Raw genomic sequence first — 15,257 nt, forward strand, 5'->3', positions numbered from 1 at the left:
TAATTAATGATAAGGAGTTAGAGAAAATGATGATAAAAATTGCAGTTGTCGGTTCAAAGGAGTTTATGGAGAACCTTTTTCCTATTGCTCAAAAATTAGAAGGAATAGAAATTGATCCATATATTTACCTTCATCCGACGGAATCTTCTGAACTATTAAAGTGTCTAAAGCCTTGTGATGTCATCTTTTTCTCAGGTGCTTTACCTTATTATATGGCAAAAGAAATAAGAGAACAATTACGAATTCCAAGTACATACTTACAGCAAAACGAGACAACTGTCGCATCTTCAATTCTTTCTATCATGTATCATCAAAGTATTCAACCACATAACATTTCCATCGATTTAGTAGACCGCTCGTTTATTACAAATGTGTTCCATGATATTGGTATAAAAGAAAGCCCGCAAGTGTTGGATTATGAAAATATGCTGTGGAGTAAAGATGAGATAAATAGAGTTATCGATTTTCATGTAGCTAAATATCAATCTGGAGAAGCTCATTTAGCTTTAACTAGTATTCACGCTGTTTACGACGAGCTTCAAAAAATAGGTGTTCCTTCAGAGCGCATGATTGATCCAACACAGTCCATTATACATGGGCTAAAAGATGCAAAAATAAAAGCTGAGTTAGCAAAAAGCTATTCAGCTACTGTTGGTGCTTGTATTATTTCTTCTTTAGAATTACGAACGCGTTTGCTTGAAAAACTAGATGTCATTTCAAAAGAACTACGTGGTTCATTTAAACAAGTGGATGAAATGACATGCATTTTGTATACAACTCGTGGTGATATCGAATCGATTATTAAAACAAATGCGATAGATAACTTGTTTGCGAGCGTAGAAGGAACGATAGCTATTGGATTTGGTTATGGAAAAACCGTGAAAGAGGCGGAGCAAAATGCAAAAATTGCTCAAAGTTTTGCAAAGAACAATCCAATAGATCGTTGTTTTTATATACTAACAAGTGATAAAGATTTGTTTGGTCCGTTCCCGAAAGAACAGAGAGTACAAAGTTTGAAAAATGATAATCCGGAACTAATGAAAATAGCGAAGGAAACGAAGCTTAGTCCGGCCAATTTGTCAAAAATCATTCAATTTAGTCAATCGCACCCGTCATTGAAGTTTACAGCAGCTGACCTTTCTGAGTACTTACAAGTGACTCGAAGATCGACAGAAAGGTTGTTAAAGAAATTAGTTGATTACGGGTATGCTCATATTTGCGGCGAGGAAATGCCCTATCAACAAGGGCGACCTCGCGCACTATATGAACTGAATTTACCGCTATTTTTAAGCTTCTAGTTGAGCTTTTTGTTTCTTTAGTAGTTCTGCTTTTTCAATGTCTGATAGTTTTACAATTGTGAAGCCTGTTATACCATAAATGATTGAGATAATAGGTACGATGAAATTCAAAATAGCATAAGGAGCATATTCAAATGCACCTACGCCAAGTGTTGCGAGAATAAATACACCGCACGTATTCCAAGGAACGAAGACAGAAGTTAATGTTCCACCATCTTCTAATGCTCTGGATAAGTTTTTTGAATGTAGTCCTTTTTCCGTGTATGCATTTGCGTACATTCTTGAAGGGACAACAATTGAAATATATTGTTCAGAGCAAGTAAGGTTTGTTGCAAAACAAGATGCGATAGTAGAAGCGATAAGCCCTTTTGCTGATTTCGCTAACTTTAAAATTTGATTTACAATTGAGCGAAGAATACCTGTATGTTCTAATACTCCTCCGAAAGTCATAGCGACAATTGTCATAGAGACTGTATTCATCATCGAATCTAAGCCACCGCGGTTAAATAGTTCGTCTACTAGCTTGTTTCCAGTGTCTATAACAAATCCAGCTTGGAGTGCACCGACAGATGCTGAGACAGAACCACCTTGAATAAAGACTTGTGATAAAAATCCTAAAATAATACCGACGAGAATCGCTGGTATGGCAGGGACCTTTTTAGCGACCAATACCATAACGACTACGGGTATAATGAGTAGGAAAGGTGAGATAACAAAGTTTTGTTGCAATACTTGTAACGTTTGATCGATGCTTTTCGCATCAATATTGTTAGCGCCGAAGCTTCTTCCTAAGACTGCGTAGACGATAAGAGTAATAATTAAACCTGGAACTGTAGTAAATAACATATGACGAATGTGTGCGAATAAATCTGTATTTGTTAATCCTGCGGCTAAGTTAGTTGTATCTGAAAGCGGTGACATTTTATCGCCAAAATAAGAGCCTGAAATAATGGCACCAGCAACCATTGGAGCTGGGATTCCCATACTTAGGCCAATTCCCATTCCAGCAACACCAATTGTTCCCATTGTAGACCAAGAGCTACCAATTGCTAATGCAACGATAGAACAAATGACGGTAATGGAAACTAAAAATAGTGATGGAGTTAAAAGTTTTAAACCGTAATAAATCATCGTTGCGACGATTCCACCGCCAATCCAAGCACCAATTGTTAAGCCGACAAGAATAATAATGACGATAGCGGGTAATGCAAGACGAATCCCTTTATACATTGCTTCTTCAAGATCATTCCATTTGTAACCGTAACGCCAAGCGACAATAGAAGCAACGGTTGTACCGATAATAAGTGGAACGTGAGGGGTTTGTTTTAATACAACAATTGTAACCATCATAACTGCAACGGTAATGATAATAGGGATAAGCGCTATTCCAAAAGGTATTTCTTTTTTCATAAAGTTCCTCCTTGTTACGTATGTTTGTTTGTATTTTTAGAATTGTCGTAAAATAGACGTTTATTAGGTTATGATAACTAAAAGTTTATGTAAGCGTCAACATAAAAACAGAAAATAAGGAATGTTCTAGTTGTTTGTTTAGTTTGTAATATAGGTGAGGAGTAAGCTTTTTAAGTATTTAAAAATAAACAATTGACTTTTTTCTTAAAATTCAATATGTTCATAAAAACATCTGTTTTTCATAAATATAATTAACCCGAATCGTTTGTAATGTGGGAAGGAGACTGGAACGTTGAAAACATTAGAACTACAAGAGCGCTTAACGGAGATTTTTCAGCATTTACACGAAAACCCTGAAGTAAGTTGGAAAGAATATGAAACGACAGCGTATATTACTGACTTTTTAAAAGAAGAAGGAATTTCATATAGAACATTTGATGATTGTCCAGGTGTAATTGCTGAGATTGGAGGCGGGAATCCAGTTATTGCGATTCGTGCTGATATGGATGCACTTTGGCAAGAAGTAAATGGAGAATTTAAAGCGAACCATTCATGTGGCCATGATGCTCATATGACCATTGTAATGGGACTTATTTTACAATTGAAAAATATGAGATGGAAAAGTGGTACGGTTAGATTTATTTTTCAGCCGGCAGAAGAGAAGGGGAATGGTGCTTTAAAGATGGTGGAGAAAGGTGCTGTAGATGATGCTGATTTCTTATTTGGCGTCCATCTAAGACCAATTGAAGAACTATCTTTGAAACAAGCAGCTCCATCTATTCGTCATGGAGCAGCAGGATTTTTAGAGGGTATGATTCATGGGGAGGATGCACACGGGGCAAGACCACACCAAGGTGTGAATGCAATTGATGTCATTTCCATGATTAATATCGGTTTGAAAAATATTTGGCTGCCACCGCAAAGTTCTTATTCAGTAAAAATGACGAGATGCCAAGCTGGTGGTGATAATTTAAATATTATTCCGGGAAATGGTCATTTCAGTTTAGATGTAAGAGCAGAGAGTAATATACTATTAGAAGAATTAAAGAAAAAGATTGAGCATGTAATAGAATCAGCTGCATCGATGGGGTCGAAAACTTCATACGAATGGATGGATCTTGCACCAGGAGCAGAGGTTTCCGAAGAAGCAGAGCGCTTTATGCGTAAAGGTATTCTCGAAGTGTATGGGGAAGAGAGATGCACAGGGCCTCTCTATACGACAGGAAGCGATGATTTCCATTACTATACAGTGAAAAGACCACATTTAAAAGCTGTCATGCTTGGACTAGGAGCAGACCTACAACCTGGATTACACCATCCGTATATGAGATTTGATCATAGTTGTATTATGGATGGGGTAGAAATATTGAAACAAACTGTATTGAAAGTGTTAGAAGACAGGGGCTAAAGAGCTCCTGTTTTTTTGTCGTGAATTGTCGGTAAATCGATATATTTGAAAAATCGTTGATATATTTTGAGTTATGATAGATATATTGAGAAAATCGTTGATATATTTGAAGTTACGATAGATATATTAAGAAAATCGTTAATATAATTTCACGTACCTATTAATTTGATGAAAAATGAGCCTCCAGTACATGGTGTATAATAATAAGTACCATTTTTTAATAGGAGAAAACGAATGAACGAACAATATTACGATGCAGTTTTACATATAAAAACAGTCGGTGAGCAAAAAGGGTTTAACAAATCTATGCATTATCACCGTTATGAACCGACGCCGTATAGCGGATTAGATGAGTTACTGAATCAATATGAAATAAAAAGTAGCGATCAAGTTGTAGATTTTGGGTGCGGAAAAGGGCGATTAAACTTTTATATGCATCATAAATGTGGTGCATCAGCAGTTGGAATTGAAATGAATGAAGAGTTTTATAAAGAAGCGATGGATAATCGAGATCGTTATGCCCGAAAGGCACGAAACAGTAAGGGGAAAATTCAATTCCAATGTTGTTTAGCGCAGGAATATGAGATTGATCCACATGATAATAGGTTTTATTTCTTTAATCCGTTTTCTGTGCAAGTGTTTATGAATGTAGTAAATAACATTTTGCTTTCAGTAGAAAACACGGGGAGAGAAGTGGATATTATTTTATATTATCCTTCTGAGGACTATATTTTCTTCTTAGAAAATCAGACTGCGTTTGAGCTGAAGAAAGAAGTTAGATTGCCAGGTGCTTATGAGAAGAATGGGAATGAGAGGTTTTTAGTTTATACATTAGGGTAATAAAAAACAGGTGCCAAGGCACCTGTTTTTATTAGTTACGGATTAAGTAATCAAATGCACCTAAAGCTGCGTTTGCACCTGAACCCATAGAGATGATGATTTGTTTGTACGGATTATTTGTACAGTCACCTGCAGCAAACACTCCTGGTACGTTTGTAGCGCCGTGCTTGTCTGTTACGATTTCACCGCGAACGCGTTCAACTGTTTCGCCTAACCAGTCTGTGTTTGGCACAAGACCGATTTGTACGAATACACCTTGTAATTCAACGTGATGAACTTCTTCAGTTTCACGATCGATGTAAGAAATACCATTTACTTTATCAGTACCAGTGATTTCTTTCGTTTGAACGTTTTTCAGAACAGTTACGTTTGGTAAGCTGTTAAGACGCTCTTGTAATACAGCATCAGCTTTTAATTCTGGCATGAATTCAAGAACAGTTACGTGCTTAACGATACCTGCTAAGTCGATAGCTGCTTCAATACCAGAGTTACCTCCGCCGATAACTGCTACGTCTTTTCCAGTGAATAATGGGCCGTCACAGTGTGGGCAATATGCTACACCTTTATTTTTGAACTCAGCTTCACCTGGTACGCCAACATTACGCCAGCGAGCACCTGTAGAAACGATTACGCTCTTACTTTTCAGAATAGCGCCGTTTTCAAGTTCCACTTCAATAAGTTCTTTTTTCTCTAAACGTTTCGCACGTTGTAGATTCATTACATCGATGTCGTATTCTTTTACGTGTTCTTCAAGGCTTGCTACTAGCTTAGGACCTTCAGTCTTTTTTACGCTGATGAAGTTCTCAATGCCCATAGTATCCATTACTTGACCACCGAAGCGCTCAGCAACGATACCAGTGCGGATGCCTTTACGTGCTGCGTAAATTGCTGCACTTGCACCAGCAGGGCCGCCACCAACAACAAGAACATCGTATGGATCTTTATCAGAAAGCTCTGATGCATCTGGACCGTTACCCATTTTAGCTAAAATTTCTTCAAGTGTCATACGACCGCTTCCGAAAGATTCGCCGTTTAGGTAAACAGTTGGTACTGCCATGATGTCTTTGCTTTCTACTTCCTCTTTGAATGCAGCGCCATCAATCATAGTATGTGTAATACCAGGGTTAAGAACGCTCATTACGTTAAGAGCTTGTACAACATCAGGACAGTTATGACAACTTAGGCTGATATAAGATTCAAAATGATATTCGCCTTGAATGTTTTTAATTTGATCGATTAATTTTTGTTCAACTTTTGGAGCGCGTCCACTTACTTGTAGTAAAGCTAACACTAATGATGTAAATTCGTGTCCTAATGGAATACCAGCGAATACGACACCAGTGTCTTCACCAGGGCGGTTTACGCTAAAGCTTGGTGTTCTCTCTAATTCAACTTTTTCTACTGTAATCTTAGATGACATAGTAGCTAATTCGTCTACTAGAGCTAACATATCTTTAGATACGTTATCGTCTCCTGCGCTTACCTTAAGTAAAATATCGTTCTCCATTAATTGAAGGTATTGGGATAGTTGTGTTTTTATATCTGCATCTAGTATCATTTTGATCGAACTCCTTAGATTTTGCCTACAAGGTCAAGGCTTGGTTTAAGTGTTGCAGAACCCTCTTGCCATTTAGCTGGGCAAACTTCACCTGGGTTGTTACGTACGTATTGAGCAGCTTTAATTTTGTTAACAAGAATGCTTGCGTCACGGCCGATACCGTCAGCATTGATTTCCATAGATTGGATAACGCCGTCTGGATCGATGATGAATGTACCACGAGCAGCAAGACCTTCTTCTTCCATTAAAACGTTGAAGTTTGTAGTGATTGTGCGAGTTGGGTCACCAATCATGATGTACTCGATTTTGCCGATAGTTTCTGAGCTATCATGCCATGCTTTGTGAGTGAAGTGAGTGTCTGTAGATACAGAGTATACTTCAACGCCTAAGTCTTTTAGAGTTGCGTATTGGTTTTGTAAGTCTTCAAGTTCAGTTGGGCAAACGAATGTGAAGTCAGCTGGGTAGAAACAAACTACACTCCATTTTCCTTTTAAACTTTCGTCAGTAACTTGGATAAATTCTCCATTATGGTAAGCATTAGCTTTAAACGGTTTTACTTCTGTGCCGATTAATAACATGTTAAAATTCCTCCTAAATGTTGGTTTTGAGCATCAAAAAATAGTGTGCTCATAAAATATATTTTTTAATTAACTATAATAATTCTAATTCGATATTAATTATCATATAGAAGTGGTTATTTTGTCAAGAGAATAAACCAACTTTATACCAATTTAATTAATATTTATTCTCAATTAAGGCTAACAGGGAATGGAAAGGTAACTTTAAGTTTATAAATTTTCAATGATTGTTTGAAAGAGTAGTGTGTATGTTAGAAATATGGTGTAAGTGTAAATTCTTAGGAAGGAAATATTTCTTAGAAGTTATGTATTTGAAAAGGAACTGCTTATTTCTATTTTACAAAGAATTGTGCGATAAATAAAATAAAATGAATCGAAATCTTTTTGAACAATTTTTGTCATCTCAAATATATAATTAGGAAGTATATATTTGAGATGATAGTTAGAAACATTGACTCAAAGTGCTAACAAGATATAATAAAACCTAGATATACCTTTCAAAAAGAAGAATACATATTTATAGGATGAAAAAATTCAACCTATTATTTTTTATAGCTTTTAGAAAACGCTTACAATTGGTGTGGAGGGGAAACCATGTCTAAGTTCACAAAGTATTTTTTAATGGAAGCTAAAGATGTGATTGCATATGTGAAAGAGAAATTATCTAAGTTTGAACATGCAAAGGGGCTAAAGTGTAAAGAAATAGGTGATGGCAATTTAAATTATGTGTTCCGCGTTTGGGATGAAAAAGAGAACATGTCTGTCATCGTAAAGCAAGCTGGGGATACAGCTCGCATTTCAGATGAGTTTAAGTTATCGACGAATCGTATTCGTATAGAATCAGATGTTTTGCAGTTAGAGAATGAGTTAGCACCTGGACTTGTTCCTAAGGTGTATTTATTTGATAGTGTGATGAACTGTTGCGTAATGGAAGATTTATCGAATCACACAATATTACGTACAGCACTTATAAATCATCAAATATTTCCGCAGCTTGCTGACGACTTAACTACTTTTATGGTAAATACACTTTTATTAACATCTGATGTTGTAATGAATCATAAAGAGAAGAAGGAACTTGTGAAGAATTATATAAATCCTGAATTATGTGAGATTACAGAGGACCTCGTATATTCAGAACCATTTACAAATCATAATAAGCGTAATGAGTTATTTCCTTTAAATGAGGGATGGATTAGGGAGCATATTTATAGTGATAAAGAGCTTCGTATGGAAGTAGCGAAACGTAAATTTTCTTTTATGGCGAATGCGCAGGCATTGCTTCATGGTGATTTACATACTGGTTCTGTTTTTGTAAGAGATGATTCTACAAAGGTTATTGATCCTGAGTTTGCTTTTTATGGACCTATGGGATATGACGTTGGGAATGTAATGGCGAATTTAATGTTTGCTTGGGTGAATGCAGATGCAACGATGCCACCTGGAGCTGAGAAAGATACGTATATGGATTGGCTACAAACTACGATGGTAGAGGTAATTGATTTATTTAAGAAGAAGTTTTTAGATGCTTGGGATATTCATGTGACCGAGATTATGGCGAAGGAAGAAGGCTTTAACGAAGTATATTTACAATCTGTATTAGAGGATACAGCTGCAGTGACAGGTCTTGAATTAATCCGCCGTATTGTTGGATTAGCGAAAGTAAAAGATATTACTTGTATTGAGAATGAGGAAGCACGTGCTAGAGCGGAGCGAATTTGTCTTAAAGTAGCGAAGAGTTTTATTTTACGAGCGAATCAATATAGAACGGGTACAAGTTTTGTAGAAACGTTAAAAAAACAGTCAATGCACTACGCGGAGTAAGGGGAGAATATGATGGAAGAGCAATTAATACCAATTCAGTGGAAAGATGATGCTTTAGTTTTGTTAGATCAAACGTTATTACCGAATGAAATTGTCTATGAATCTTTTAAAACAGCTGAAAGTGTGTGGGATGCCATTCAAGTAATGAAAGTACGAGGTGCACCAGCGATTGGTGTTTCAGCAGCTTACGGAGTGTATTTAGGGATAAAGGAATTTGCTGAAGGTACGGAAGAAGGATTTATGGATGAAGTAAGAAAGGTATGTACATACTTGGCGACATCAAGACCGACTGCCGTAAATTTATTTTGGGCACTTGAAAGAATGGAAAGTGTAGCGACAGATAATATTCATTTATCAATCTCACAGCTGAAAAATAGATTACTAGAAGAGGCAAAAGAGATTCATAGAGAAGATGAAGAAATTAACCGTCAAATTGGAGAACATGCATTAACATTATTCCATGATGGAATGGGAGTATTAACACATTGTAATGCTGGTGCGTTAGCGACGACTAAGTATGGTACTGCGACGGCTCCAATGTACTTAGCGAAAGAAAAAGGATGGGACTTAAAAATCTTTTCGGATGAAACACGTCCAAGATTACAAGGGTCAACGTTAACGGCATTAGAACTACAGCGAGCGGGAATTGATGTTACTGTCATTACGGATAATATGGCGGCTATGGTCATGTCACAAGGGAAGATTGACGCTGTAATTGTTGGATGCGACCGTGTGGCAGCGAACGGTGATATAGCAAATAAAATTGGAACATTAGGCGTATCTATTTTAGCGAAATACTACAACATTCCGTTTTATGTAGCGGCACCAACGCCGACAATTGATTTAAAGACATCGACAGGAAAAGAAATTCCGATTGAAGAAAGAGATGCTTCTGAAGTGATTAATCGCTTCGGACAATATTCAGCTCCGAAAGAAAGTAAAGTATATAATCCAGCATTTGATGTTACTCCACATGAAAATGTAACAGCGATTATTACAGAAAAAGGGATTGTAAAGGCACCGTTTACGGAGAATTTAAAAAAGCTATTTCAATAAGTAGATAAATGTAAAAGTCAGTCATCATAAGCTTCATACTTAGGGGGATGTATATGTTATTACCAAAAGAAAGAGAAGAAATTGTAGCGTATGGAAAGAAAATGATTTCTAGTGGTTTAACAAAGGGAACGGGCGGTAATATTAGTATCTTTAATCGTGAACAAGGTCTTGTTGCGATTAGCCCAAGTGGTTTAGAGTATTATGAAACAAAGCCTGAAGATGTAGTTATATTAAACTTAGATGGTGAAGTAATAGAAGGAGAGAGAAAACCATCAAGTGAATTAGATATGCACCTTATTTACTATAGGAAGCGTGAAGATATAAATGCGCTTGTGCATACACACTCTCCTTACGCGAAGACGATTGCATCATTAGGATGGGAGCTTCCGGCTGTGTCGTATTTAATTGCTTTCGCAGGACCGAATGTGCGCTGTGCACCGTATGAAACATTTGGTACGAAGCAATTAGCGGATGCTGCTTTTGAAGGCATGATTGATCGTCGTGCTGTGCTACTTGCAAATCACGGTTTAATTGCTGGGGCAAATAATATAAAAATGGCATTTACTGTTGCAGAAGAGATTGAGTTTTGTGCTCAAATTTATTATCAAACGAAAAGCATTGGGGAACCAAAGCTATTGCCAGAAGATGAGATGGAGAATTTGGCGAAGAAGTTTGAAGGGTATGGGCAGCAGTAGAATGAAACAAAAACACCCTCAAGAAATCTTGAGGGTGTTTTTTAAGCTTTTTTAAGCAACAAATACATAAAGTAAGGAGCGCCAATTAAAGCAACGACAATACCTGCTGGGATGCCATTAGGCTCAACGATGTTTCGTCCGATTGTGTCTGCTAATAGCAATAGCCATCCGCCGATTAAAACGGCGATAGGCATGAAAATTTGATGTCTCGGACCTACTAAAGATTTTGCGATATGAGGAGCCATTAGTCCGATAAAGCTAATTCCTCCTGTTACAGAAACAGCTGCAGCAGCAAGCGCAACGGCTGCAACTAATAAGTATCTGCGTTCTTTTTCAATTTCAATTCCAACGCCGATTGCGACGGGCTCGTTTAATGCTAAAATGTTTAATCGATTTGCTTTATAGAAAACGAACGGAATAAATACGATTAACCATGGGAGCATTGCTAAAACGAATATCCAGTCATCTCCCCAAATATTTCCGGCAATCCATTTTGAAATAAAGTCTACTTTCATACGATCCGCGGATGAAATAAGGACAATCATCGTTCCAGATAGTGCAAATGCAAAACCGATACCGGTTAATGTTAATCGCACCGGCTGAAGTCCAGTTGATTTACTATATGAAAATACGTAAATTAGAACAGCTGTCAGAAATGCTCCGATAAATCCAACGACAGGTAGTAAGTAAAGAAATGAACCTACATCTATTGGAAAGTATAAAAAGAAAATAGCGACAGCAACACCGGCCCCAGAGTTGATTCCAAGAATACCAGGTTCAGCTAAATCATTTCGGGTAATCCCTTGCAGAATAGCACCTGATAAAGCGAGAGCCATACCAGCTAATAATGTAATGACAATTCTAGGTAGTCTTAAAGAGTATAAAACGAACTCCTCTTTAAACGTCCCTTGTCCCATTAATGTTGGGAGTAGTCGATCATAAGATAAAGATGCTGAACCAAGTCCCATTCCAACTACAATGGTTGTGATGATTACTATAAGTAAAGCGAGTATAATGAGACGCTGTTTTCTTAGAATAGATTGCATCATGAGAATGTTTTTCCTCCTTTACGTACAATGAATAGGAAGAATGGTAACCCTACAATCGCGACAATTGCCGCAACTGGTGTTTCGTATGGAGCGTTAATAGTACGTCCGATTGTATCTGCAAGTAGCATAAAGGAAGCTCCAGCAATTGCTGACATCGGTATAACAAATCGGTAATCTGGACCGACAATTGGGCGTACCATGTGAGGTACCATTAAGCCGATAAATGCCATATTTCCGACAAGCGCTACAGATGCACCTGCAAGTAAGATAATAATGATAAATAAAATAGTTTTAATAACAATAATTTTTTGACCTAGTCCAATAGCCACTTCCTCACTGAAACTAAGAACTGTCAATTTTTTTGCTAGTAAGATAGCGATAAAGATACTAATTGAAATGACTGGAATAATAATTTTTAATTGGTTCCAAGTTGTTCCAATTACGCCACCAGCAGTCCAAAGTGATACATCTTGTGAAATTTTAAAGTAAATGCCGATTCCTTCTGAAATTGCGAGTAGAAATGCTGAAACTGCAGCACCCGCTAATACAATTCGAAGAGGAGAAAGGCCGCCTTTTTTCACCATACCAATTCCAAATACCATAATTGCGCCAATTGCAGCACCGATAAAGCAAGCTAATGTTAAGTAAAGATAGCTGATGGAAGGGTTGAAAGCAAGTGTCAGTGCAAGCGCAGCATTTGCTCCACCAGATAGCCCTAATAATCCAGGATCCGCAAGTGGATTTCGTGTTAATCCTTGCATAATTGCTCCAGAAACGGCTAATCCAGCTCCTACAAAAATAGCAGCAACTTCACGTGGTAAACGTATTTCTCGAATAATAGATATTTTGTCTCCTTTAGCGGAGGAAGTGAGTGCTGACCATACATCTTTTATCGAAGTATCTGCAGCACCTAATACCATTGCAACCATAAAAATAAGAAAGAATGCAATTAAGCTTAAAATTAGTTTGTATGTAAAAGCTATAGAACGTGGATTGTCATGATCTTTTGTCATTCGTTTCACATCTTTTCTGTTCATAGAATAAAGGAAGAGGAATTCTTAAATTAAGAATTCCTCATGTTTGTATTATTTACCAAGAAAGCTCTTCTTGAAGAAGTCTAGTTGGAAGTCTAATGTAAGTGGATCATTGAAATAGAATTCCATCATGTTTGCTTCATATACGCGATTATTTTTTACTGCTGGGATGTTTTTATATGATTCTGTCTCTTGGAATGAGTTATCAGTATCTTTGTTTTTACTTACGATTAAGTAATCACCAGCAAACTCAGGTAATACCTCAGTAGATAATGCGTAGTAACCTTCTTTTAACGCTTTTTCTTTTACTTTTTCAGGCATTTTTAATTTCATTTCTTGGTACAGAATTTCTGTTCCACGGCCCCAGTTTTCGCCGTATACATAAAGCTGTTTGTTGAAGTTTTCTACAACAGAAACTGTAGCATCTTCACCGATTTTTGCTTTAATTTCTTTACCAGCGTCTTGTGCACGTTTCTTGAAGTCATCAACCCAAGTTTTTGCTTCTTTTTCTTTGTTTAATAACTTACCGATTTCTAAATGCTGTGTTAAGTAATCAACTTTTCCGTAAGTGTATGTTACAGTAGGAGCGATTTTCTTTAACTTATCAACATTTTTAATATTTGATAAACCAATGATTAAATCTGGGTTTAGCTCAGCGATTTTTTCAACATTTTCATCTGATACTTCAGCAACATCTTTCAATTTGCTATCAAAACGTGGGTTTTGTTTAGACCATGAATCTACCCCAACAAGATTTACTCCTAATGACATTACGTTACCAGCGAATGATGATAAAACTACAACGCGTTTTGGATTTGCAGGCACTTCTACTTTACCATTTTCAGATTGGTATGTAATTGTTTCTGATTTACTACCTTTTGTATCGTTCTTTTTGTCTGTAGAGCCATTGCTACAAGCACTCATAACAAGAACGAAAAGAACTGTTAGTGAAATAAATAACTTTTTCATCGTCTTTCTCCTTTAACATAGATGATATGTGTATACAATAATTTGTTTAACTGTAATCTTTTTGAAAGAGTAGTGGTAATGCAAAATGTTTATTAAAAATCTTGAATGTGAGATTCTACAATATAGTATTAACCATATTAATAAAAGAAGATGTAATCTCAAATTTGCTAATTATTAACAAATTGATAATGATTATCACTATTGATTCATTAAATAATATAATTTTATCTAGTTGTATTGTCAATAGTAATTTTAATTGTAAATTTTGCAGAAACAGGTTATATTTTATTGAGAATGATAATCAATGATTAGTAGCTGAGGAGTGAAGGTTAATGAATAGAGAAGAATTGTTTGATGTAACCGTGATAGGCGGGGGACCTGCAGGGCTTTATTCAGCTTTTTATAGTGGACTCAGAGAGATGAAAACAAAAATAATAGAATTTCAACCACAGTTAGGTGGAAAAATACATGTGTATCCGGAAAAAATGATTTGGGATGTAGGAGGACTATTGCCAGTTACAGGTGATAAGTTAATTGAACAACTTGTACAGCAAGGGTTAACATTTAAGCCAGAAGTTGTATTAGATACAAAAGTGGAATCAATTATTCGTAATCAAGATGGTACTTTTACATTAAAAACAAGTACTGGGGAAGAACACTTTTCAAAAACAGTTATCGTCGCAACAGGAAGTGGTATATTGAAACCGCAAAAGTTATCTATTGAAGGTGCTGAGCGATTTGAAGTATCGAATTTAAATTATACAGTTAAATCTTTAAAGCGTTTCAAAGGTAAAACAGTTATTATTTCCGGTGGAGGCAATTCTGCTGTTGATTGGGCAAATGAATTGGAACCAATTGCGAAAAAAGTGTATGTAACGTATAGAAAAGAAGAATTATCTGGTCATGAAGCACAAGTAAAACAACTTATGAACAGCTCAGCGGAGTGTTTCTTTAATACATCGATTACAAAATTAATTGCTGGTGATAATCATGAAGCAATCGAATATGTAGAATTAACAAATCATGAAACAGGTGAGGTTTCTCATTTACCTATTGATGAAGTTATTATTAATCATGGATATGAACGCGACATTACATTATTAGAAAATAGTGAGTTAGACGTTGCAATTATAGATAATTATTATATTGCAGGTAATGCAAATAGTGAGTCTTCAGTAGATGGATTATATGCTGCTGGAGATATTTTAAAGCACGAAGGGAAACTACACTTAATTGCAGGTGCATTCCAAGATGCGGGAAATGCTGTGAATAAAGCAAAACAATTTATCCAACCAGATGCAAGTGAGTACGGAATGGTTTCTTCTCATAATGAAGTATTTAAGAAGAGAAATCGCGAACTGATTAAGCAGATGATGAAATAATAAGGAACAAGTACACCCCCACGTATTTCTCTATTCAAATGGATGAGAGATGTACGTGGGGGTTTTCCTGTTTACTATATTTTCTATCATTATAATGACACCGGTTTCATCAGTTCATATGATATGAACATTTTATTGGTAAAGCATCCTAGAAAA

Annotated in this window: 13 protein-coding genes; 7 read left to right on the forward strand and 6 right to left on the reverse strand. The window is 36.4% G+C overall.

Annotated elements, in window-relative coordinates:
• Window positions 1-26: 26 nt before the first annotated feature.
• Entirely contained in the window at window positions 27-1,298 is a 1,272-nt protein-coding gene (locus NST86_RS01915; RefSeq protein WP_061662928.1) for a hypothetical protein, read from the forward strand.
• Here the strand turns inward: NST86_RS01915 and nhaC are convergent.
• Entirely contained in the window at window positions 1,287-2,708 is a 1,422-nt protein-coding gene (nhaC, locus tag NST86_RS01920) for a Na+/H+ antiporter NhaC (RefSeq protein ID WP_000711529.1), read from the reverse strand. The genes NST86_RS01915 and nhaC overlap by 12 nt on opposite strands.
• 292 nt (window positions 2,709-3,000) lie before the next feature.
• Between nhaC and NST86_RS01925 the strand changes: the two genes are divergently transcribed.
• A complete protein-coding gene (locus tag NST86_RS01925; RefSeq protein ID WP_000853516.1) occupies window positions 3,001-4,116 on the forward strand; it encodes a M20 peptidase aminoacylase family protein in 1,116 nt (371 codons plus the stop codon).
• 234 nt (window positions 4,117-4,350) lie between these two features.
• The gene (locus NST86_RS01930) at window positions 4,351-4,956 is read left to right on the forward strand and encodes an SAM-dependent methyltransferase (protein ID WP_048564814.1); all 606 of its coding nucleotides are present in this window, start codon (window positions 4,351-4,353) and stop codon (window positions 4,954-4,956) included.
• Window positions 4,957-4,987: 31 nt separating this feature from the next.
• Here the strand turns inward: NST86_RS01930 and ahpF are convergent, their stop codons facing one another.
• Both ahpF and ahpC read right to left on the reverse strand, forming a co-directional pair.
• Window positions 4,988-6,514, reverse strand: a complete 1,527-nt coding sequence (ahpF, locus tag NST86_RS01935) for an alkyl hydroperoxide reductase subunit F (RefSeq protein WP_000599501.1) — start codon at window positions 6,512-6,514, stop codon at window positions 4,988-4,990.
• A 14-nt stretch (window positions 6,515-6,528) separates the two neighbouring features.
• Entirely contained in the window at window positions 6,529-7,092 is a 564-nt protein-coding gene (gene ahpC, locus NST86_RS01940) for an alkyl hydroperoxide reductase subunit C (protein ID WP_000924420.1), read from the reverse strand.
• Window positions 7,093-7,686: 594 nt separating this feature from the next.
• On the opposite strand from ahpC, the gene mtnK reads away from it, so the two are divergent.
• From mtnK to NST86_RS01955, 3 genes are read left to right on the forward strand one after another with little or no spacing between them, the layout of a single operon-like run.
• On the forward strand, window positions 7,687-8,916 hold the full coding sequence (gene mtnK, locus NST86_RS01945; protein ID WP_227593379.1) for an S-methyl-5-thioribose kinase: 1,230 nt from the start codon (window positions 7,687-7,689) through the stop codon (window positions 8,914-8,916).
• Between the two features lie 9 nt (window positions 8,917-8,925).
• Complete coding sequence (gene mtnA / locus NST86_RS01950; RefSeq protein ID WP_001998967.1) at window positions 8,926-9,972, forward strand: S-methyl-5-thioribose-1-phosphate isomerase; 1,047 nt, start codon at window positions 8,926-8,928, stop codon at window positions 9,970-9,972.
• 53 nt (window positions 9,973-10,025) lie between these two features.
• Entirely contained in the window at window positions 10,026-10,667 is a 642-nt protein-coding gene (locus NST86_RS01955) for an L-fuculose-phosphate aldolase (protein WP_061662930.1), read from the forward strand.
• 41 nt (window positions 10,668-10,708) lie between these two features.
• Here the strand turns inward: NST86_RS01955 and NST86_RS01960 are convergent, their stop codons facing one another.
• The 3 genes from NST86_RS01960 to NST86_RS01970 are packed head-to-tail and all read right to left on the reverse strand — an operon-like array spanning window position 10,709 to window position 13,719.
• Window positions 10,709-11,716 (reverse strand): FecCD family ABC transporter permease, encoded by a 1,008-nt coding sequence (locus tag NST86_RS01960; RefSeq protein ID WP_000983754.1) that lies wholly within the window; start codon window positions 11,714-11,716, stop codon window positions 10,709-10,711.
• Window positions 11,713-12,753 carry a FecCD family ABC transporter permease gene (locus NST86_RS01965; RefSeq protein ID WP_001998969.1) on the reverse strand — a complete coding sequence of 347 codons (1,041 nt, stop codon included), beginning with the start codon at window positions 12,751-12,753 and terminating at the stop codon, window positions 11,713-11,715. Before NST86_RS01965 ends, NST86_RS01960 begins: the two co-directional genes overlap by 4 nt.
• 48 nt (window positions 12,754-12,801) lie before the next feature.
• On the reverse strand, window positions 12,802-13,719 hold the full coding sequence (locus NST86_RS01970) for an iron-hydroxamate ABC transporter substrate-binding protein (protein ID WP_000732587.1): 918 nt from the start codon (window positions 13,717-13,719) through the stop codon (window positions 12,802-12,804).
• Between the two features lie 332 nt (window positions 13,720-14,051).
• Between NST86_RS01970 and NST86_RS01975 the strand changes: the two genes are divergently transcribed.
• Window positions 14,052-15,101 (forward strand): NAD(P)/FAD-dependent oxidoreductase, encoded by a 1,050-nt coding sequence (locus NST86_RS01975; protein WP_001078284.1) that lies wholly within the window; start codon window positions 14,052-14,054, stop codon window positions 15,099-15,101.
• The last annotated feature ends 156 nt before the right edge of the window (window positions 15,102-15,257 follow it).

It is taken from the genome of Bacillus sp. FSL L8-0199 (assembly GCF_038005705.1).
Taxonomy (GTDB): Bacteria; Bacillota; Bacilli; order Bacillales; family Bacillaceae_G; genus Bacillus_A; species Bacillus_A cereus.

Coding starts and splice junctions, on each gene's coding strand:
- NST86_RS01915 (WP_061662928.1), top strand. CDS start 27: ATGATGATAAAAATTGCAGTTGTCGGTTCAAAGGAGTTTATGGAGAAC.
- nhaC (WP_000711529.1), bottom strand. CDS start 2,708: ATGAAAAAAGAAATACCTTTTGGAATAGCGCTTATCCCTATTATCATT.
- NST86_RS01930 (WP_048564814.1), top strand. CDS start 4,351: ATGAACGAACAATATTACGATGCAGTTTTACATATAAAAACAGTCGGT.
- ahpF (WP_000599501.1), bottom strand. CDS start 6,514: ATGATACTAGATGCAGATATAAAAACACAACTATCCCAATACCTTCAA.
- ahpC (WP_000924420.1), bottom strand. CDS start 7,092: ATGTTATTAATCGGCACAGAAGTAAAACCGTTTAAAGCTAATGCTTAC.
- mtnK (WP_227593379.1), top strand. CDS start 7,687: ATGTCTAAGTTCACAAAGTATTTTTTAATGGAAGCTAAAGATGTGATT.
- mtnA (WP_001998967.1), top strand. CDS start 8,926: ATGATGGAAGAGCAATTAATACCAATTCAGTGGAAAGATGATGCTTTA.
- NST86_RS01955 (WP_061662930.1), top strand. CDS start 10,026: ATGTTATTACCAAAAGAAAGAGAAGAAATTGTAGCGTATGGAAAGAAA.
- NST86_RS01960 (WP_000983754.1), bottom strand. CDS start 11,716: ATGATGCAATCTATTCTAAGAAAACAGCGTCTCATTATACTCGCTTTA.
- NST86_RS01965 (WP_001998969.1), bottom strand. CDS start 12,753: ATGAACAGAAAAGATGTGAAACGAATGACAAAAGATCATGACAATCCA.
- NST86_RS01970 (WP_000732587.1), bottom strand. CDS start 13,719: ATGAAAAAGTTATTTATTTCACTAACAGTTCTTTTCGTTCTTGTTATG.
- NST86_RS01975 (WP_001078284.1), top strand. CDS start 14,052: ATGAATAGAGAAGAATTGTTTGATGTAACCGTGATAGGCGGGGGACCT.